Raw genomic sequence first — 18,592 nt, forward strand, 5'->3', positions numbered from 1 at the left:
CCCTGATGGCAGGCGATCCGATCGAAACGGTCGCGATCGCCCGCGGCCCCTATCGCGCCGAACTGATCCCGCTCGGCGCGGCGCTCCGCCTGCTCGAAGTGCCGGATCGCCAGGGGAAGCCGGCGAACGTGGTGCTCGGCTTCGCGGACCTCGAGGACTATCGCGGGCCGCCGCGCTTCTACGGCGCAGTGACCGGCCGCTATGCCAACCGGATCGGCAGGGCGCGTTTCACGCTCGACGGCACCGAGCATCGCATCGCGGCGAATGACGGCGCGAACAGCCTCCATGCCGGACCGCTCGGGCTCGACCAGCAATTCTGGGAAGTGGCGGCGCGATCGGAGGAATCGGTCAGGTTCCGCCATATCAGCCCCGCCGGGCATAACGGCTTCCCCGGCACGCTGACGGTCGAGGCGCACTATGCGATCGAAGCGGACGGGCTTGCGATCCGCCTGACCGCGTTCACCGATGCGCCGACAGTGGTGAACCTCACCCATCACGCCTATTTCAACCTGGCCGGCGAAGCCAGCGGGACGACGATCCTCGACCACCTGCTGCGCATTCCCGCAGGCCGGACCACGCCAACCGACGCCGGGCTGATCCCGACGGGTGCGCTGGCCGACGTGGCCGGCACGCCCTTCGATTTCCGCATGCCCAGGCGAATCGGCACGGAGATCGATGCGGACGACGAACAGCTCCGGCATGGCCAGGGCTATGACCATAATTTCGTGATCGACGCTGCGAACGGAGAGCTTCGCCGCGTGGCGACTCTGTTCGATCCGGGCTCCGGCCGCGTGCTCGACCTCCATTCGGGCGAGCCGGGTCTGCAATTCTATTCGGGCAACCACCTCGCCGGCGGCGCGCCCGGGACGAGCGGGCGCGGGTACGCGGCGCGCGGCGGGCTGTGCCTGGAGCCGCAGAAGTTTCCGGACAGCCCGAACCGGCCGGACTTCCCCTCAGCGCGGCTGGATCCCGGCAAGGTCTACCGTCACGACATCGCCTTCCGCTTCCGGACGGCGGATGGCGTGGAAGCGGCCTTCCGCATCTGATTCCCTACCGGCGGCGAGGATCCGGCAGTGCATGGAGACCTCCGGTTGCAGGGAGGTCTCCAGCCTGAGGCATTTCGCGGCGGCCCGGCACGCGGCCCGGGCCGAACGACCGGCGGGATGAAGGTCAGCAGGCTATAGCGTCGGCTTGCCGTCGATGCGGCGCGGCACGCCCGCATCGCCGTCGCGCAGTTCGGCGGGAAGCAGCGCCGCCGGCAGGTCCTGATAGGCGACCGGGCGCAGGAAGCGATCGATCGCCAGCGTGCCTACCGAGGTGCTGCGGCCGTCCGCCGTCGACGGGAACGGGCCGCCATGGACCTGCGCGTCGGTGACTTCGACGCCGGTGGGCCAGCCATTGGCGAGGATGCGGCCGGCCAGCCGCTCGAGGATCGGCAACAGCCGGGCCGCGGTCTCGGTATCGGCATCGTCGAGGTGCAGCGTCGCGGTAAGCTGGCCTTCGAGCAACGAGACGACCGCGAGCAGTTCGTCCAGGCTGGCGCAGCGCACGAGCAGCGAGGCCGCGCCGAACACTTCCTCGGCATGGCTGGGATCGGCGATGAAATCCGCGCCGGTCATCGTGAACAGCGCGGCGCGACCGCAGCTGGCCGCACCTTCCTGGCCCTGGGCAACCCGAGTCAGCCCCGGTGCCGAGGCCCAGCGCGCGACGCCGTTCTCATAGGCCTTGAGGATGCCGGGGGTGAGCATGGTCTGCGCCGTCACGCCGGACACGGCTTCGGTCGCCGCTGCCAGGAAGCGGTCGAGCGCCGGGCTCTCCAGCGCGAGGACGAGGCCGGGATTGGTGCAGAACTGGCCGGCGCCCATGGTCAGGCTGGCGATATATGCCTTGCCCAGCGCCTCGGCCCGCGCTTCCAGGGCGTGCGGCAACAGGAACACCGGGTTGATGCTGCTCATCTCCGCATAGACGGGGATCGGCACCGGGCGGCTCGCGGCGAGCTTCATCAGCGCCGTGCCGCCGCCGCGCGAGCCGGTGAAGCCAACCGCCTTCACGCGCGGATCGGAGACCAGCGCCGAGCCGACCTCGTTGCCGGCGCCGTTGATCAGCGAGAACACGCCCGCGGGCATGCCGGTCTTCTCCACGGCCCGCGCGATCGCGCCGGCAACCAGCTCCGAAGTGCCGGGATGCGCGGAGTGCCCCTTCACGATCACCGGGCAGCCCGCGGCAAGCGCCGAAGCGGTGTCGCCGCCGGCGACCGAAAAGGCGAGCGGGAAGTTGGAGGCCCCGAAGACGACGACCGGGCCCAGCGGGATCATGCGCAGGCGCAGGTCCGGCTTGGGAGCAGGCTGGCGATCGGGGATCGCATGATCGATGCGTGCGCGCAGATACTCGCCGAGGCGCAGTTCCCGGGCGAACAGGCGCAGCTGGCCCGAGGTACGGCCACGCTCGCCGGTGAGGCGCGCGTGCGGCAGGCCGCTTTCCTGCATCGCGCGCTCGGTCAGCGTCTCGCCCAATGCGTCGATCTCGTCGGCGATCGCCTCGAGGAACGCGGCGCGCTTCTCGCGCGGCAGGTTGGCATAGACGGGAAAGGCAGCTTCGGCGGCGGCGGCGGCGGCCTCGACATCTTCTCGCACTGCCATGCTGAAGCTCGGCTCCAGCGGCGTGCCGGTCGAAGCGGCAACCGCCTGGAAGCCCGGTCCGTCGCGCCGCACCCGCTTCGATGCAATGAACAATTCGCCGGTCAGCGCCATGCCTGCTCTCCTGTCTTTCCGATATACGTTAGCGATAACATTGCCCTTGCGGGACTTAGGCAGCGCCATAGCAAAATGCAATCGGGCGCACCTGCGAAGTTGCGCGGCGGGACGATCGGAACGGCGCTCAGCGGGCGAGGCGCCGATCGCCGGCGCCGTTCGCGGGTTTGCGCGCTTCCATGGTGTCCTGGAAGCCGCGCTCGACCAGCCGCGCCATCGCATCGTGCGCGCGTTCGGCATCCTGCGCTTCGATCGCCTCGAGCACGGCGAGATGGACCGGCAGCGCGTCGTGCGGGGCGGGCAGGTGCCGCTGCTTGAACGCGGTAGTCAGTTCGATCGCCGCCGCGACGCCGCTGGTGAGCGACATGATGAAATCATTGCCCGAAGCTTCGAGCAGCGCCGAGTGGAACGCTTCGTCGCAGCATCGCCCCTCCTCGGAATCGAAGCCGTGGCGATCGACGCCTGCGAGCCCTTCCTGCATGCGGGCGAGCTGCTCGGGCGTGCGGCGGAGCGCGGCGAGGCGGGCGGCGTCGGGCTCGACGATGCGGCGCAGTTCGAACAGGCTCTCGATCAGCGCATCGTCGGGCGCTCCGGCAAAGATCCAGCTGAGCACGTCGGGATCGAGCAGATGCCATTCGCGGCGCGGGCTCACCTGGGTGCCGATCTTGGGCCGGGAATGGACAAGGCCCTTGGCGGCCAGAATGCGGATCGCCTCGCGATAGGCGGTGCGGGAAACCTTGAACTGCTCGCTCGCGGCGATCTCGCCGTCGAGGATCGCGCCCGGCGCGATCTCGCCCGAGACGATGCGGACGCCGAGCGTCCGGGCGACGGTGCCGTGCAGGCGCAGGGAGCGCGGCCGGGGCTTGCGCGAACGGGGCTTTTTTTCGGTGAGCGTGGAGGAAGCGCCTCGCATCGAATTTCCTAGGCGACGGCGAAGACGGGAGGTTTCGTCTGCCAGCTGGGCATGGTTCGAACCCCTAGGCCCTTTGCATCCCACTGCCAAGAGCCGTGCGAATCGCCGGAAGAGTCGGAAATACCCTGCCCGCCCAAGCGTCCGCTTCGGTGGGGTGTCCGGGAGAAACCGGGGGAAATCAAGAGCTTAAAGGAGTGGCGGAGACGGAGGGATTCGAACCCTCGATACGGTTTCCCGTATGACGCTTTAGCAAAGCGTTGGTTTCAGCCACTCACCCACGTCTCCGGATAACGGCTCGAAGGCGAGCGCTATAGCGAGGGGTTTCCAGGCAATCAACGCCCAGCTTGACGTGAAATCGACTCAATCCGCCGCTCGTTCATTGCCGGGACAGCCGCGCCCTCTATAGATCGGGCATCTGCTGGGCTGGGGTAATTCGACCATGCGCGTTCGTGATCTGGTGTTGACGGCGGCGACGGCCGCGCTCGCGATGGGCGCCCCGCCCGTCGCGGCGCAGCAGCAGATGACCACGATCGACCCCAACACCGCGATCGATTCGGACCTGCACACCCCGCCGCCCGCGCAGGACCCCTATGCCGCCCCCGCGCAGCAGCGCCAGGATGCGCCGCCCGCGCAGGACGATCCCTATCCGGCCCAGCAACCGCCCCAGGGGCCCGCCGGCCAGGCCCCGTACAATCCCGGCGGCAGCGCCCGCCAGCAGGCCACCACCTATCAGCGCGACGAGTTGGTCGGCGCGGCCGAGGGCGTGTTCGGCAAGGGCGCATCGGGCCTGGGCAAGCTGATCGAGGACATTCTCAAGGACCAGGGCCAGCCCAACGCCTATATCGCCGGCAGCGAAGCCGCGGGCGCGGTGGGCGTGGGCCTGCGCTACGGATCCGGCATGATGTTCCACAAGGTCGAAGGCCAGCGGAAAGTCTATTGGACCGGCCCGTCGATCGGCTTCGACCTGGGCGGCGATGCCAACAAGGTGTTCGTCCTCGTCTACAATCTCTACGACAGCCAGGAGCTGTACAAGCGCTTCCCCCAGGGCGAAGGCCGCGCCTATTTCGTCGGCGGCCTCTCCGCATCCTATCTGCGGCGCGGCGACGTGGTGCTGATCCCCGTCCGCCTGGGCGTGGGCTGGCGGCTGGGCGTGAACGCCGGCTACATGAAGTTCAGCGAGAAGAAGCGCTGGCTGCCCTTCTAGGGCGCCGACCCCGGAGCAGACCATGCGAACCCGCCGGCGCCGACCGTTCCGCGCCGGCCATTTCGCCTATCTTGCAACGAACCAGATAGGTACTTTTCGATTGACATCGTAACGCTGATATGGCACAAGCAACGCACGCTGAAGAATTGCGAGTCGGGCCGGGGCGGCAACGCCCTCCGGCCCTTTTCATGTCGGGAGAGGCATTGTGGAAGAGGATGGGCGGCTGACCCCGGCCTCCATCCTTCTCCGTCATAACCGTCTCCATCGCCCTCCCCGCGAAGGCGGGGATTCCGGATAGTATCGGGACGGAAACAATCTCGAGGACGTGTTTGCGTTCTCAACCCACGCCGCTTCCCGGCGGGGGGCGGACCACCCGGGTTTCAGGAGACGATGCATGAAATGGTTCGGGCGGAAGTCCGCACGCGAAGGCGCGCGGCCGGCATTGTCGCGCGCGGGAACCCAGATGGGCGCGATCGGCGAATGGCCGCGCAGCTACGAAGCCCAGGTACGTGAAGCCTATTGCCACAATCCGGTGGCGCAGCGCGCGGTGAAGCTGATCGCCGAAGGCGCAGGCAGCGCGGTGCTGTCTGCAAGCGACCCCGCGCTGCTCGCGCTGGTGACGGCGCGCTCCGGCGGCCAGCCGCTGATCGAGACGCTGGCGGCGCACCTGCTGCTGCACGGCAACGGCTATGTGCAGGTGCTGGCCGACGAGGGCGGCGCGGTGCGCGAGCTCTATGCGCTGCGGCCCGAACGCGTGACGGTGGAACCCGATGCGCGCGGCTGGCCGGTCGCCTATCGCTACCGGGTGGGAGAGAATGTCGCACGGCTGGCGGCGGAGGATGCGTCCGGGCGCCCGGCGGTGATCCATCTGCGCAGCTTCTCGCCGGTCGACGATCACTATGGCCTGGGCTGCCTGGGCGCGGCAGCGGGCGCGGTGGCGATCCACAATGCCGCGGCGCGCTGGAACAAGGCGCTGCTCGACAATGCGGCGCGGCCATCGGGCGCGCTCGTCCATGATCCCGGCGACGGCAGCGCGCTGGCACCCGACCAGTTCGAGCGGCTGAAGCGCGAGATGGAGGCCGGATTCGCCGGCGCGGCCAATGCCGGCCGGCCGATGCTGCTCGAAGGCGGGCTGAAATGGCAGGCACTGAGCCTTACTCCGGCCGACATGGATTTCGTGGGGCTGAAGGCAGCGGCGGCGCGCGACATCGCGCTGGCCTTTGGGGTGCCGCCGATGCTGCTCGGGCTGCCGGGCGACGCCGCCTATGCCAATTACCGCGAGGCCAATCGCGCATTGTGGCGCCTCGCCATCCTGCCGCTGGCCGGCAAGCTATTGCGCGGGATCGCCGAGGGGCTGGCGGGCTGGTTTCCGGAAGCGGCGCTGGCGGTGGACCTGGATCGGGTGACCGCGCTGGCCGAGGATCGCGAGCGGCTCTGGGCGCAGGTGAGCGCCGCCGGCTTCCTCTCCGACGACGAGAAACGCGAGATGGTGGGCATGCGCCCCTGATTGGCCCGCGGATGGGGAGCGGGCCGGCACGGAAAGGAACGAGAGATGAGCGAGGAGATGCTGGCGCAGCTGATCGGCCAGGCCGAGAGCGAAGGCGCCGAGCTGGTGACGCTGCGCGCGATCGCCGAGGAAGCGGGAACGCTGGGCGCCCAGCGGGCGCTGGCACGGCTGGGGCTCGAGGATGCCGGCGCCGCCAAGGACATGAGCGAGCTGCGCGAATTGCTGGGCGCATGGCGCGATGCCAAGCGATCGGCGTTCAAGGCGGCCTTTCAATGGGCCGGCCGGATGGTGGCGGCGCTGGTGCTGGTAGGGCTGGCGGTGAAGCTCGGCTTTCCGGGCTGGCTCAGGTGAGCGTGCGCTTCGCCGGCTATGCCGCGGTGTTCGACGCGGTGGACCGTGGCGGCGACGTGGTGCGCCGGGGCGCCTTTGCCGGCGCGCGCCGGGTGCCGCTGCTCTGGCAGCACCGGGGCGCGCCGGTGGGCGAGATCGAGGCGATCGGCGAGGACAGGCGGGGCCTGCGCGTGATCGGATGCGTCGAGGCGCCGGAGCTGGCCGAGCGGCTGCGGCGCGGCGCGGTGACCGGGCTCTCCTTCGGCTATCGGGTGAAGCAGGCGAGCCGCGGCACGCCGCGCGAGATCACTGCGCTCGACCTGATCGAAGTGAGCCTGGTCGCCAGTCCGATGCAGCCGCTGGCGCGGGTGCACGCGCTGGACTGACATTTTCGAAGGACCGGATTTCTGCCCGGCGGGACGCTCCCGCCCGGGTCCCTTGGCATGGACGGGAGACGAGGATGATCGAAGTGAAGGCGGACGCGCTCGAGGCAAGCTTCGAGGCGATGGAGAAGGCGGGGCTGCCGCCCGAACGGCCGATGCTCGCCGGAGCGCGGCCCATGACGGGCGCGGCGTTCGAGCAGTTCCTGCGCGCGGGCGGCGGGATCGAGGCCAAGGCGATGAGCGGCGCGAGCGACGGCGCGGGCGCCCATGCCGTGCCGGACGAACTCGACGCCCGGATCGATGCGACGCTGAAGAGCGTGTCGCCGATCCGCGCGATCGCCAGCGTGGTGCAGGTGGGGTCGAGCGGCTATCGCAAGCTGGTGGCGAGCGGCGGCTTCGAGAGCGGCTGGGCGGCGGAAACCGCGGCCCGCGACGAGACCGACACGCCGGTGTTCAACGAAGTCGCGCCGCCGATGGGCGATCTCTACGCCAATCCGGCGGCGAGCCAGGCGATGCTCGACGATGCCGCGTTTGACGTCGAAGCCTGGCTGGGCGACGAGATCGCGCGCGAGTTCGCGGCGGCCGAGGGCGCGGCGTTCGTCGGCGGCAACGGCGTCAACAAGCCGCGCGGCTTCCTGGCGGCGCCCAATGCCGCGGCCGGCGATGTGACGCGCGCGTTCGGCACGCTGCAATATATCGCCAGCGGCGCGGCGGGGGCGTTCGCGGCCAATCCCGAGGAGAAGCTGATCGACTTGGTCCAGGCGCTGCGCCCGCCCTATCGCCAGGGGGCGAGCTGGGTGATGAACTCGGCGACGCTGGCCCGGGTGCGGAAGTTCCGGACGAGCGACGGCGCCCTGCTCTGGCAGCCGGGGCTCGCCGCGGGGCAGCCGGCGACGCTGCTGGGCTATCCGGTGGTCGAGGCCGAGGACATGCCCGACATCGCGGCGAACAGCTTGGCGATCGCCTTCGGCAATTTCCGGGCGGGCTATCTCGTCGTCGAACGCGGGGAGACGCAGGTGCTGCGCGACCCCTACAGCAACAAGCCGTTCGTCCATTTCTACGCGACCAAGCGCGTGGGCGGGATGGTGAGCAATTCGGAAGCGATCAAGCTGCTGCGATTCTCGGCAGCCTGACCCTTGCCGGGGCGCCGTTCGGGGAGGGCGGCGCCCGTTTCTCCACACCGATGGGAGGTGACATGGATTCTCCGCCTTTTCCCGCGGCGGCGATCGCGGCCGCGCGCGAAGCCGCCAAGGCGCATCTGCGGATCGCCGGGGCGAGCGAGGACGCGCTGATCGACGGGTTGGCCGCGACGGCGCTGGCGCTGGCCGAGCGCTTCACCGGCACCGTGCTGATCGCGCGCGACTTCGCGGAGGCGCTCGAGCCGGCGCGGCATTGGCAGGCGCTGGGTGCGGTGCCGGTGACGGAGATCGAGGCCGGGCTCGACGCGGCGATCGACATCGACGCCCAGGGGGTGGGCCGGGTGCGCACGGCGGCACGGGCGCGCGTCGCCTATCGCGCCGGGGCGGCGGCGGGCTGGGGCGACCTGCCGCCGCCCATCGCCACGGGGGTGGTGCTGCTGACCGCGCACCTGTTCGACCATCGCGGGGGCGAGTCGGCGCCGCCGGCCGCAGTGACCGCGCTGTGGCGGCCGTGGCGGCGTATGCGGCTGGCAGCGGCATGAGCGGCGCGGTGAGGCGCGCGATCGGCCGCGTGGCGGCGGCGGTGCGCGTGGCGGCGCCCGACGCGCGCGTCGAGGTTCGCGACGACGGCATCGCGATCGAAGGCCGCCGCCTGCGCGCGCGGCTGCGCTGGATCGGAGGGCTGGTACGATGAGCGTGCAGGAAGTGCTGCAGGCCGCACTGGTCGAGGCGCTGGCCGGGCTGGCGGTGACGCGCGTGTTCGACGCGCCGCCGGTGCGCGCCGCCCGGCCCTATGCCCTGGTCGAGGAGGCATGGCTCGCCGACTGGAGCACCAAGGACATGGCCGGGCGCGAGGGCCGGTTCGCCGTCGCACTGTTCGACACGGGCGAGCGGCCGGCCCGCCTGCGCGCGCTCGCCGGAGCGGCGGAGGCGGCGATCGAGGCGATGCCCCGGGTGCTGGGGGAAGGCTGGGCGATCGCCAGCCTGACGCTGCTGCGCAGCCGCATCGCCCGCGACGGCGATGCGCGCTGGACGGCGATTAGCGAATTCCGCGTGCGGATGCTCCGCAGCGAATATTGAAAGGAAGCGAAATGGCGGCGGAAAGAGGCAGCGCGTTCCTGCTCAAGGTGGGGAATGGCGCGACGCCGGCGGTCTATGCGACCGTGGCGGGACTGCGCACCACCCAGCTGAGCGTGAACGGCGAGATGGTGGCGATCACCAGCAAGGATTCCGGCGGCTGGCGCGAGCTGCTCTCCGGCGCCGGGGTGCGCTCGGTGAGCGTGTCGGGCGCGGGCGTGTTCACCGGATCGGCCGCGGAGGCGCGCGTGAAGGCCAATGCGCTTTCGGGCATGCTCGACGACTATCGGCTCAGCTTCGAGAGCGGCGAGACGATGACCGGCCGCTTCCTGGCCACGCGCCTGGACTATGCCGGCGACTTCAACGGCGAGCGCAGCTACACGCTGAGCCTCGAAAGCTCCGGCCCGGTGGTGTCGGCATGAGCGGCGCGGCGAACCCGGCGCGCGGCGAGGTGGCGCTGGTGCTGGGCGGCGTCTCCCATGTGCTCCGGCCCAGCTTCCAGGCACTCGTGGCGGCGGAAGGCGAGCTCGGGCCGCTGTTCGAGTTCGTGGAGCGCGCGGCATCGGGCAAGCTTGGCATCGCCGAGATCGCCGGGCTGTTCTGGCATTGCCTGAAGGATCCCCCGGCGATGGATCGCGCGGCGTTCGGCGACGCGCTGGCCGCTGCCGGCCTCAAGGCACTGGCGCCGGCGCTGCGCATGCTGATCGGACAAATACTGGCGGGCCGGTGAAGCGGTTCGCCGAGAATGCCCGGCGGCTGGCCGGGGCGGCTGGCGCGATGTTCGGCTGGCCGCCCGACGCCTTCTGGGCGGCGACTCCGGCCGAGCTGGGCGCGCTGCTCGACGCGATCCGCGGCGAAGCGGCGCTGCCGCCCGACGCGGGCACCCTGGCCAGGCTCAAGGAGCGATTTCCCGATGGATGAGGAAGAGATCGAACGGCTGATCGTGAGCGTGCGCGCCGACACGCGCGCCTTTGCCCGCGACGTGGAGGAGATGCGCCAGGGGCTGGAGGGGCCGCTGGGCGCGGGCGCGGACCGCGCCGGCCGCGCGATCGAGAATGCGCTGCTGCGCGCGGTGCGCACCGGCACCTTCGGGTTCGAGGACCTGAAGCGCGTGGCGCTGGGAGTGATGGACGAGATCGCGCGATCGGCGCTGCGCGACGGCATCGCTTCGCTGGGCGGCGGCGGCTCCGGTGGCGGCGGGCTTGCCGCGCTGACCGGCCTGGCGATGTCGCTGTTCGGCGCGCCCGGCCGGGCGACCGGCGGGCCGGTGAGCCCGGGCCGTCCCTATCTCGTGGGCGAGCGCGGCCCCGAACTGTTCGTGCCGGCAAGCGCGGGCAGCGTCGCCGCCACGCCGGCCGCTGCCGGCCCGCGCGAGGTGCGCGTGGCGATCACGGTGAATGCCGCGGCAGACACGGCCCCGCGGGCGCTGGCGCAATCGAGCCGGCAAGTGGCGCGGGCGGTGAAGGCGGCGCTGGCGGGGGCGGACTAGGCGCGTGCGAAGGCTTCCGGCCTGGGCCGAAATTCGTTCAAGTGGAGGAGTAACGCATGGTAATTGCTGTAAATTCCGTGGCCGGCGTCAAGGCTATGGACGTTGCCGACCTGTCGGTCATTCTCGACGCGGCGGGTCTCGAAGGTCTGTTTTTCTGGACCGAAGGCGATTTTACCACCCAGGCTGCCGACACCGACAATATCATCGAAAGCGATGACGTGCCGATCGCCGATGGTGCCTGGGTGCGCCAGACGACCGACGCGATCACGCACGCGCATTTCGCGCCGGGCGCGGTGCGCCGATCGGCGGCCGCCAAGCTGACGGAATGGGTTTCGGTCACCGATTTCGGCGCCAAGGGCGATGCCGACCGCAGCGGCGGCGGCACCGACGATACCGCCGCGATCCAGGCGGCGATCGATGCATCGAACAACGTCTATTTCCCGGGTTCGCGCCAGGGTCGGCTCTACAAGTTCAGCAACCTCATCCTGAAGACCCGGACGCGGCTGCATGGCGACGGGCCGCGGGCTTCGGTGCTGCGCCAGCTTCCGACCGCCATGGGCTATGCTCTGCGGGTGGTCGAGGATCTTGGCGGCCCGCCGCCCGCGGTGCCGGTCAACGACATCAGCGAAGGCGCGTTCGGCTTTCGCGACCTGGGTATCGAGGCGTCGCCGCTCGCGGGCACGACCATTGGCATCGGACCCGGTTCGTGCGCGTCGATGCTGACCACCGAGAATCTCCGGATCGCGAACCAGCACGCCGAAACGCTGGTCGGCGAGCCCTATTCGGTGCCGCCCGGCACCGTCGCAATCGCTTTCGACGGCGGTCCAGGCCAAGTAGGTCCGGTGTTCGTCGGCGACCATCGCAATCTGGAAATCCGCTCCTTCGAGACCGCTGTCTGGGCGCGTAACGGCGTGAACGAGCAGAATTTCTCGAGCACCTGGATCATCGACTGCCGGCGCGCCTTCGATCTGGACATGATCTCGACCTGGTCGGTGGAGGCATCGGTCGAAACGAAAGTCGCGGACGCGCGAGGCTTCGTCCTGACCGGACCGGTGGGCAATCTCAACATTCGTGGCGGCCGATATGAGATGCTCATCGACGGCAGCTATCTCTTCGAGCTCGGGACATCGGCAGCGCTGGAGAATGTCGTCGTCTCGCCGCCGCCGAATCTGTTGATCCGAGGGGATAGCGGCAGCGTGTTTCTTCCGGGCCGGAAGGTGTTGGGCGCTTGGCCCAAGCAGCTCTACATCGAAGGCTTCGAGACCTTTGCCGATGCCACCAAGGGGCGCCGGATCGTCGCGGGCTCGCGGTCGGCCGATAGTAGCGGTTCCGAATATCAGTTCGCGGTCAAGCAGCTGATGCTCGGCGGCGCGGCCGCCGGAAACGGCAAGTTCGTGATCGGCGACAATTCAGGCACCGCCGACGCCGTCCTCGAGAATGACGGCAGTCATTTCAACCTCTCCTACCCGGGCGGCGTGCGCTTTCCCCAGTCTGGCGGCACGACCGGCTATGCGCATCCGGTGTGGCTTGGCAGCTATGCGCTGTGGGTGGATGGCAGCGGAACGCTGCGCATCAAGTCCGGGACGCCGGCCAGCGATACCGATGGCCAGGTCGTGGGCTCGCAGACCTAGGGCATATCGACTTGGGCAGCCGGGCTTTCGCACCCGGCTGCCCCTTATCCGAGGGAAATCGTAGATGGCCTACTGGCTCGCCGATGCGCGTCGCGGGCAGGCCGAGGGCGTGCTCTCGCGCTTCGATCCCGCTTACTGGACGGTCAATTTTCCGCGGCCGATGATGGCTTCGGTGGTGACCACCGCGCCCGATGCGCTGCGGGTGGACGCGGTCTTCTATCGCCAGGACGACCTTGCCGGGCTGATCTGGGAGGCCGAGGACCGGCACGATCATCCGCTGCTACGCTACGAGACCGCGCGGGACTTTCGCGACTGCCGGCTGCGCTTCCGCTGGCGCGCGTCGGGCGTGAAGCCGCTCGACGCGGTCAACGGCCCGGTGCTGACGATCGAGGGGCGCGACGCCGCCGGCGATCCGCGCGCCTGGTACGTCCGGCTGTGGAACTATGCCGAGGGGACGGCGGAGGATGCGCTGGTCTCGATCGACTTCGCCACCGTGCAGGGCGGCTTCCTACTGCCGGGCGAGGCCGATCCGGTATGGGCCGGCGATGTCGACCGGATGTTCGTCTCGCTGGTCGCACCCGGCCATAGCGGGGCGGATGCCGACCTGGCGGCACCGGCCGAGGGCTGGGTCGAGCTAAGCCAGATCGCCTGCGAGGGCCCGGGCTCGGTGCTGGCGATCGGCGACGTGATCGTGCCCGAGCATGGGCTGGAGATCGCCAATGGCTATGACGACAATTATCACCTGACCCCCGAGCGGCTGCTGCGCAACATGATGCAGCTCGGCTGGCGCGGGGCGATCCTGCACTATGTGGGGATGAGCCATTATTTCCGGCTCGAGGCCAGTTCGGGCGGCCATTATGCGAGCCTGGGCGCGACGGCGCTCAACGTGGCGTGCCGGGCCTGGCACGCGGACTATGCGCGGCGGGCCAGGGCTTTGGGCTATGCGCTGATCCTGTCGCTGTCCTACGAACTGTTCGACCGGCATTGCTGGGGCGACTGGAAACAGCGCGCGGCCGACGGATCGCCGGCGCTGACCGGCTGGGAGCCTCCCTCCACCCTGCTCTCGCCCGCTCATGCGGGAGCAATGGCCTATCTGCAGGCGGTGGCGCGCGAATTCGCCGGGATCGCGAAGGAAGCGGGCCTCAGGGTGCGCTTCCAGATCGGCGAGCCCTGGTGGTGGACGCTGCCCGACGGGAGCCTGTGCATCCACGACGCGGCGGCCCGGGCGGCGCTGGCCGGGGCAAGCGACGTGCCGGCGGCAGCGGGGGCGCTGCTCGCCGCATCGACGCTGGCGCTGCGCGACGCGGTGCGCGCGGTGGATGCCGGGGCGGAGGTGCTGCTGCTGGTCTATACGCCGACCGCGCTGACCGCCCCGGCGGCGAACGTGCCGATCGGCTGGGCGGCACCGGCCTTCGACGTGCTGCAGCTGGAGGATTATGACTGGGCCGCTACGGGCCATGAAGCGGCGAGCGTGCGCGGGATCGCAGCGGTGGAGGCGCGGCTCGGCTACTCCGTGACGGATCAGCACTATCTCGCCGGCTTCGTGCTGCGGCCCGAGGATCGCCGGCAGTGGCGGCACATCGAAGCCGCGGCGGCGCGGGCACGGCGGCGCGGCGTGGCCCGCACCTTCCTGTGGGCGCTGCCCCAGGTGCTGCGCGACGGCTTCGTGCATTTCGATCAGGAGGAAGCGATGGACGCGTTCGACGACGTGCTGTTCCCGCTCGCGCTGGGGCGCGAGGCGGAAGTGGCGCCGGAGGTCTCGACTTCGATCGTGACCAGTGCCGGCGGGCAGGAGAAGCGCAACGCCGAATGGGCCGAGGCGCGGACCCATTATGATGTCGGGCCCGGATTGCGCTCCGAGGACGACATCGCCGAGCTGCTCGCCTTTTTCAGGGCGCGCATGGGGCCGGCGCGTGGCTTCCGCCTGCGCGACCCCTTCGATTGCGAGGCGTTGGACGAATTGATCGGCACGGGCGACGGCACGACCGCGCGGTTCGCGCCGGTGCGGCGCTACGGCGATGTGGCGCGGCGGATCACCCGGCCGATCGCCGCGACGGTACGGATCGCGATCGACGGGGCGGAGACCGGGGATTTCGCGCTCGGGGCGGGCGGGATGGTGACGCTGGGCCGGGCACCGGCCGCGGGAGCGGCGGTGCGCGCTAGTTTCGTGTTCGACGTGCCGGTGCGCTTCGCCGACGACCGGCTGCAGGTGAGCCGCGCGACCTTCCTGGCCGGCGCGCTCGCCTCGGTGCCGCTGGTCGAGATCCGCGAATGAGCTGGCTGGAAGGGGCGCTCACCACGCTGGCCCTGTGCTGGCGGATCGAGCGGTGCGACGGCGTGACGATCGGGCTGACCGCGCATGACCGCGACCTGGAGTGGAACGGGCTGGTGCATCGCGCGGCCCCCGGCATGGTGCCGAGCGCGATCACCCGCGGGGCGGGGCTCGATCCCGGCGGCATGGACGTGACCGGCGCGCTGACCAGCGCGGCGATCAGCGAGGCCGATCTGCTCGCGGGGCGCTGGGACGGGGCACGGGTGACGATCTTTGCCTGCGACTGGACCGACCCGGCGAGCCAGGTCGCGCTGGGCGAAGGAACGATCGGCGCGATCGAGACTCGCGACGGCGTGCTGACCGCCGAATTGCGCGGCGCGATGGCGGCGCTCGAGCGGCCGGTGGCGGAGGAGACTTCGCCCGAATGCCGCGCCGCGCTGGGGGACCGGCGCTGCCGGGTGGCGATGGCCGGGCGGAAGCGCTTCGCCCTGGTGACCGCGATCGAGGATGCGGTGCTCATGCTCGATGCCATGGAACCTCTGCCCAACGCCTATGGCCAGGGCCGGCTGCGCTGGATCGGCGGGGCCAATTCCGGGCTGGACGATGCGATCCTCCGCTCCGACGGCGCGACCGTGACACTGCGCCGGCCGCCGCGCTTCGATGCCCCGGGCAGGGTGCTGCTGATCGAAGGATGCGACAAGACGCTGGCCATGTGCGCGGCGCGCTTCGGCAATGCCCTCAACTTCCGCGGCGAGCCCTATCTGCCGGGCATCGACCTGCTGACCCGCTATCCGGGCGGATGAGCGGCGACCTGGTGCTCGCCCGCGCGCGGGCGGCGATCGGCACGCGCTTCCGGCCGCGAGGGCGGACGCCGGAGAGCGGGTTCGACTGTGTCGGGCTGGCCGGATGGGCGCACCGAAGGGCGGTGCCCGCCGGCTATGCGATGCGCAGCGCCGATGCGGCGCGGGTGGCGGCGGTGGCGGAGGCCGCGGGGCTGGTTCCGGCGGAAGGGCGGCGCGCGGGAGACCTGGTGCTGCTCGCGAGCGGCGCGAGGCAAATGCACCTGGGCATCGATAGCGGGTCAGGCCTGGTCCATGCCGACGCGATGCTGCGCCGGGTGGTGGAGCGGCCCGATCCGCTGCCCTGGCCGGTGATCGGCCGCTGGCGACGAAAGGAGGACTGACATGGCGACGATGGTGCTGACCATGGCCGGCGGCTTGATCGGCGGCCCGTGGGGCGCGGCGATCGGCGGGCTGATCGGCAATGCCGTCGATCACGCCATCCTGCCCGCCGGCAAGCGCCGCGAGGGGCCGCGGCTGAGCGACCTAAAGGTGCAGACTTCCTCCTATGGCACCCAGCTTCCCAGCTTGTTCGGCACGATGCGGGTGGCGGGATCGGTGATCTGGGCCACCGACCTTGTCGAGCATCGCGACAGCCGATCGGGCGGCAAGGGGCAGCCTGGCAGCACGACCTACAGCTATACGGCCAGCCTGGCGGTGGCACTCTCGGCGCGGCCGATCCTGGGGGTGGGGCGGATCTGGGCGGACGGGCAGCTGCTGCGCGGCGGCGCCGGCGACTTCAAGGCACGCACCGGCTTTCGCCTGTATCTGGGCGGCGAGGACCAGCCAGCCGATCCGCTGATCGCGGCTGCGGAGGGCATCGGGCTCGCCCCGGCGCATCGCGGCATCGCCTATGCCGTGTTCGAGAATCTGGAGCTGGGGCCCTGGGGCAATCGAATCCCGTCGCTGACGTTCGAAGTGCAGGCGGATTCGGGGCCGGTTGCCGCCGGCGACATCGCCGTCGCACTCGGCGCAGTGGCGGCGAGCGGCCCGACCCTGGCGCTGGCCGGCTTCGCGGCGCAGGGCACGAGCCTGGCCGCCGTGGCGGAGCTGCTGGCGGAAGCCGCGGGCGGCTGGTTCGGCCCGGGCCCGACGCTGCTCTGCGGGCCAGGGGACGCGATCGTCATCCAGGACGAAGGCGCCGGCGGCCGGGGACGCGCGAACCGGTCGGTCGCGCCCGCGACGCGCGCGCCACGGGCGCTGACGCTCAGCCATTATGACCCCGCCCGCGACTATCAGATCGGCGTGCGCCGTGCCGCCGCGCCCGGGGCAGGCCTGAGCGAGGCGCGGATCGAGCTGCCCGCCGCGATGGATGCCGGCACCGCGCGGACGCTGGCGGAGGCGGCATTGCTCCGGGCCGATATCGAGCGGACCCGGCGAAGCGTCCATGTCGGCTGGGAAGCGCTTGCCATCCCCCCTGGCGCGCGCGTGCGGATCGCCGGAACGCCCGGGATCTGGCGCGTCGACGGCTGGAAACTCGAGGCGATGACGATATCGCTCGACTGCGTTGCGCTGGCCCCGGCAGTGACGCCGATCGCCGCGAGCGGCGGACGCGTGAACCACGCGCCCGATACCGCGATCGGCCGGACGATATTGCACGCGTTCGAACTGCCGCCGGTCGACGATGGCGTGGCCGCCGTGCCCCGCCTCGCCGTGGCGGCGGCGGGCGACGCCGCCGGATGGCGCCGCGCCGCGCTGCTGCTCAGTACCGACGATGGCGCGGCATGGCGGCCGAGCGGCGGCACCCGCGGCATCGCGGTGCTCGGCGACATCCGCATTCCCCCGGGCTCCGCCCCGCCGCAGATCGACGATCGGCGCAACTGGACCGAAGTGGCGCTCGCCCACGCCGCCATGCAGCTCGACCAGGCCGATGCGACGGCACTCGACCAAGGCGCCAACCTCGCGATGCTGGGCGACGAACTCATCCAGTTCGCGCATGCACAATCGCTGGGCGGCGGCCGCTGGCGCCTTTCCGGACTGTGGCGCGGACGGCACGGCACCGAGCGGGCCATCGGCACCCAGCGGTCCGGCGACCGCTTCGTGCTGCTCGACGCGGATGCGCTAACGCTGATCGATCTGCCTCGAACGGCACTGGGCACCGAAGTGCGACTGCTGGCCGAAGGGGCCGGCGACACGGGTGGCCCCGCCGAGGCCCGCGCCCCGATGCGCGGCATTTCGCTGCTGCCATTGGCGCCGGTGCACCTCGCCGCGCAGCCGCTCCCCGATGGGGACGTCCACCTGCGCTGGGCACGGCGCGGCCGGCACGACTCGCGATGGCGCGATGGCGCGGACGTGGCGCCCGAGCCCGGGGGCGAGCGCTATCGCATAATGCTGAAACCCGCCGCCGGCCCCGCCTGGACGGTGGACATGCTCGCGCCGGGAATGCGGCTCGGCACCGCTATCGCCGCCAGCGGGCTGGAGATCGAAGTCCGCCAGGTCACCGCCGCGGGCCTTTCGCCCGCCGCGACCCTGACCCTGCCGATTCGTGGAGAGGAAGCATGACCGAGACGACCGATCGACTCGCCCTGCCGCTGTTGAACGCGGCCCAGGCGCAGAAGGAAATGTACCACAATGAAGCGCTGGTGCGGCTCGACTTGCTCACCCAGGCCGCTGCCGAGGGGGTCGGCGCGAACACCCCTCCCATCGATCCGCAGCCCGGCCGCTGCTGGATCATCGGCGATGCGCCCGAAGGCGCCTGGCGGGGGCGTGCCGGCGAGGTGGCCGGCTGGACCGAAGGCGGCTGGCGCTTCGTGACTCCGCTCGAGGGCATGCGCCTGTGGCTCGGCCGGGGCGCGGGCCATGCCCTCTTCACCAACGGCGGCTGGCGTGCGGGCGAGGTCCATGGGCGGCTGATCGTCGAGGGGCAACAGGTCATCGGCGCTCGCGCCACCGCGATCCCGGAACCAGAAGGCGGGACGGTGGTTGATGCCGCAGCGCGGGCCGCAATCTCCGCGGTACTGGTTGCGTTGCGCGCCCATGGTCTGATCGAAGAAGGCGGACTGTGACGTTCATGCAACAGTACCCGGATTTGTGCGCTTGCGCAGAAACTTTCGTTTCG

21 protein-coding genes and 1 tRNA gene are annotated in these 18,592 nt (G+C 70.7%); 19 read left to right on the plus strand and 3 right to left on the minus strand.

What is annotated here, in order from left to right:
• Window positions 1–5 precede the first annotated feature (5 nt).
• Window positions 6–1,046, plus strand: a complete 1,041-nt coding sequence (locus BGP17_RS11630) for an aldose epimerase family protein (RefSeq protein WP_286712029.1) — start codon at window positions 6–8, stop codon at window positions 1,044–1,046.
• 132 nt (window positions 1,047–1,178) lie between these two features.
• Here BGP17_RS11630 and BGP17_RS11635 read toward each other — a convergent pair whose 3' ends face one another.
• From BGP17_RS11635 to BGP17_RS11645, 3 genes are all read right to left on the minus strand, one after another.
• Entirely contained in the window at window positions 1,179–2,750 is a 1,572-nt protein-coding gene (locus BGP17_RS11635; protein WP_286712030.1) for an aldehyde dehydrogenase (NADP(+)), read from the minus strand.
• 127 nt (window positions 2,751–2,877) lie between these two features.
• A complete protein-coding gene (locus tag BGP17_RS11640; RefSeq protein WP_167300345.1) occupies window positions 2,878–3,663 on the minus strand; it encodes a FadR/GntR family transcriptional regulator in 786 nt (261 codons plus the stop codon).
• Window positions 3,664–3,858: 195 nt separating this feature from the next.
• Window positions 3,859–3,948, minus strand: a tRNA-Ser gene (locus BGP17_RS11645).
• A gap of 154 nt (window positions 3,949–4,102) precedes the next feature.
• On the opposite strand from BGP17_RS11645, the gene BGP17_RS11650 reads away from it, so the two are divergent.
• From BGP17_RS11650 to BGP17_RS11735, 18 genes are all read left to right on the plus strand, one after another.
• Window positions 4,103–4,867: a DUF1134 domain-containing protein gene (locus tag BGP17_RS11650; protein ID WP_286712031.1), complete on the plus strand. Its 765-nt coding sequence runs from the start codon at window positions 4,103–4,105 to the stop codon at window positions 4,865–4,867.
• 394 nt (window positions 4,868–5,261) lie between these two features.
• Entirely contained in the window at window positions 5,262–6,374 is a 1,113-nt protein-coding gene (locus BGP17_RS11655; RefSeq protein WP_286712032.1) for a phage portal protein, read from the plus strand.
• A 45-nt stretch (window positions 6,375–6,419) separates the two neighbouring features.
• A complete protein-coding gene (locus tag BGP17_RS11660) occupies window positions 6,420–6,725 on the plus strand; it encodes a DUF6127 family protein (protein WP_086127504.1) in 306 nt (101 codons plus the stop codon).
• Window positions 6,722–7,090 (plus strand): HK97 family phage prohead protease, encoded by a 369-nt coding sequence (locus BGP17_RS11665; protein ID WP_286712033.1) that lies wholly within the window; start codon window positions 6,722–6,724, stop codon window positions 7,088–7,090. Before BGP17_RS11660 ends, BGP17_RS11665 begins: the two co-directional genes overlap by 4 nt.
• Window positions 7,091–7,164: 74 nt before the next feature.
• On the plus strand, window positions 7,165–8,220 hold the full coding sequence (locus tag BGP17_RS11670; RefSeq protein ID WP_286712034.1) for a phage major capsid protein: 1,056 nt from the start codon (window positions 7,165–7,167) through the stop codon (window positions 8,218–8,220).
• A gap of 62 nt (window positions 8,221–8,282) precedes the next feature.
• Complete coding sequence (locus BGP17_RS11675; protein ID WP_286712035.1) at window positions 8,283–8,768, plus strand: head-tail connector protein; 486 nt, start codon at window positions 8,283–8,285, stop codon at window positions 8,766–8,768.
• Window positions 8,765–8,920 carry a hypothetical protein gene (locus BGP17_RS11680; protein WP_167300338.1) on the plus strand — a complete coding sequence of 52 codons (156 nt, stop codon included), beginning with the start codon at window positions 8,765–8,767 and terminating at the stop codon, window positions 8,918–8,920. Before BGP17_RS11675 ends, BGP17_RS11680 begins: the two co-directional genes overlap by 4 nt.
• Window positions 8,917–9,306 (plus strand): tail completion protein gp17, encoded by a 390-nt coding sequence (gp17, locus tag BGP17_RS11685; RefSeq protein WP_286712036.1) that lies wholly within the window; start codon window positions 8,917–8,919, stop codon window positions 9,304–9,306. Before BGP17_RS11680 ends, gp17 begins: the two co-directional genes overlap by 4 nt.
• Window positions 9,307–9,317: 11 nt before the next feature.
• Complete coding sequence (locus tag BGP17_RS11690; RefSeq protein WP_286712037.1) at window positions 9,318–9,725, plus strand: phage major tail protein, TP901-1 family; 408 nt, start codon at window positions 9,318–9,320, stop codon at window positions 9,723–9,725.
• Window positions 9,722–10,033, plus strand: a complete 312-nt coding sequence (locus tag BGP17_RS11695; RefSeq protein WP_286712038.1) for a GTA-gp10 family protein — start codon at window positions 9,722–9,724, stop codon at window positions 10,031–10,033. The genes BGP17_RS11690 and BGP17_RS11695 overlap by 4 nt, the downstream gene beginning before the upstream one ends.
• Window positions 10,030–10,224 (plus strand): phage tail assembly chaperone, encoded by a 195-nt coding sequence (locus BGP17_RS11700; RefSeq protein ID WP_286712039.1) that lies wholly within the window; start codon window positions 10,030–10,032, stop codon window positions 10,222–10,224. The genes BGP17_RS11695 and BGP17_RS11700 overlap by 4 nt, the downstream gene beginning before the upstream one ends.
• Window positions 10,217–10,792: a tail tape measure protein gene (locus BGP17_RS11705; RefSeq protein WP_286712040.1), complete on the plus strand. Its 576-nt coding sequence runs from the start codon at window positions 10,217–10,219 to the stop codon at window positions 10,790–10,792. The genes BGP17_RS11700 and BGP17_RS11705 overlap by 8 nt, the downstream gene beginning before the upstream one ends.
• 56 nt (window positions 10,793–10,848) lie before the next feature.
• Entirely contained in the window at window positions 10,849–12,423 is a 1,575-nt protein-coding gene (locus BGP17_RS11710; protein ID WP_286712041.1) for a glycosyl hydrolase family 28-related protein, read from the plus strand.
• A 64-nt stretch (window positions 12,424–12,487) separates the two neighbouring features.
• Complete coding sequence (locus tag BGP17_RS11715) at window positions 12,488–14,698, plus strand: DUF2460 domain-containing protein (protein WP_286712042.1); 2,211 nt, start codon at window positions 12,488–12,490, stop codon at window positions 14,696–14,698.
• Window positions 14,695–15,498, plus strand: a complete 804-nt coding sequence (locus tag BGP17_RS11720; protein WP_286712043.1) for a phage/gene transfer agent baseplate hub protein — start codon at window positions 14,695–14,697, stop codon at window positions 15,496–15,498. The genes BGP17_RS11715 and BGP17_RS11720 overlap by 4 nt, the downstream gene beginning before the upstream one ends.
• Complete coding sequence (locus BGP17_RS11725; RefSeq protein WP_286712044.1) at window positions 15,495–15,878, plus strand: NlpC/P60 family protein; 384 nt, start codon at window positions 15,495–15,497, stop codon at window positions 15,876–15,878. The genes BGP17_RS11720 and BGP17_RS11725 overlap by 4 nt, the downstream gene beginning before the upstream one ends.
• 1 nt (window position 15,879) lies before the next feature.
• Window positions 15,880–18,036, plus strand: a complete 2,157-nt coding sequence (locus BGP17_RS11730) for a phage tail protein (protein ID WP_286712045.1) — start codon at window positions 15,880–15,882, stop codon at window positions 18,034–18,036.
• On the plus strand, window positions 18,033–18,539 hold the full coding sequence (locus tag BGP17_RS11735; protein WP_286712046.1) for a DUF2793 domain-containing protein: 507 nt from the start codon (window positions 18,033–18,035) through the stop codon (window positions 18,537–18,539). Before BGP17_RS11730 ends, BGP17_RS11735 begins: the two co-directional genes overlap by 4 nt.
• The last annotated feature ends 53 nt before the right edge of the window (window positions 18,540–18,592 follow it).

It is taken from the genome of Sphingomonas sp. 67-41 (assembly GCF_001899725.1).
Lineage (GTDB): Bacteria > Pseudomonadota > Alphaproteobacteria > Sphingomonadales > Sphingomonadaceae > Sphingomonas > Sphingomonas leidyi.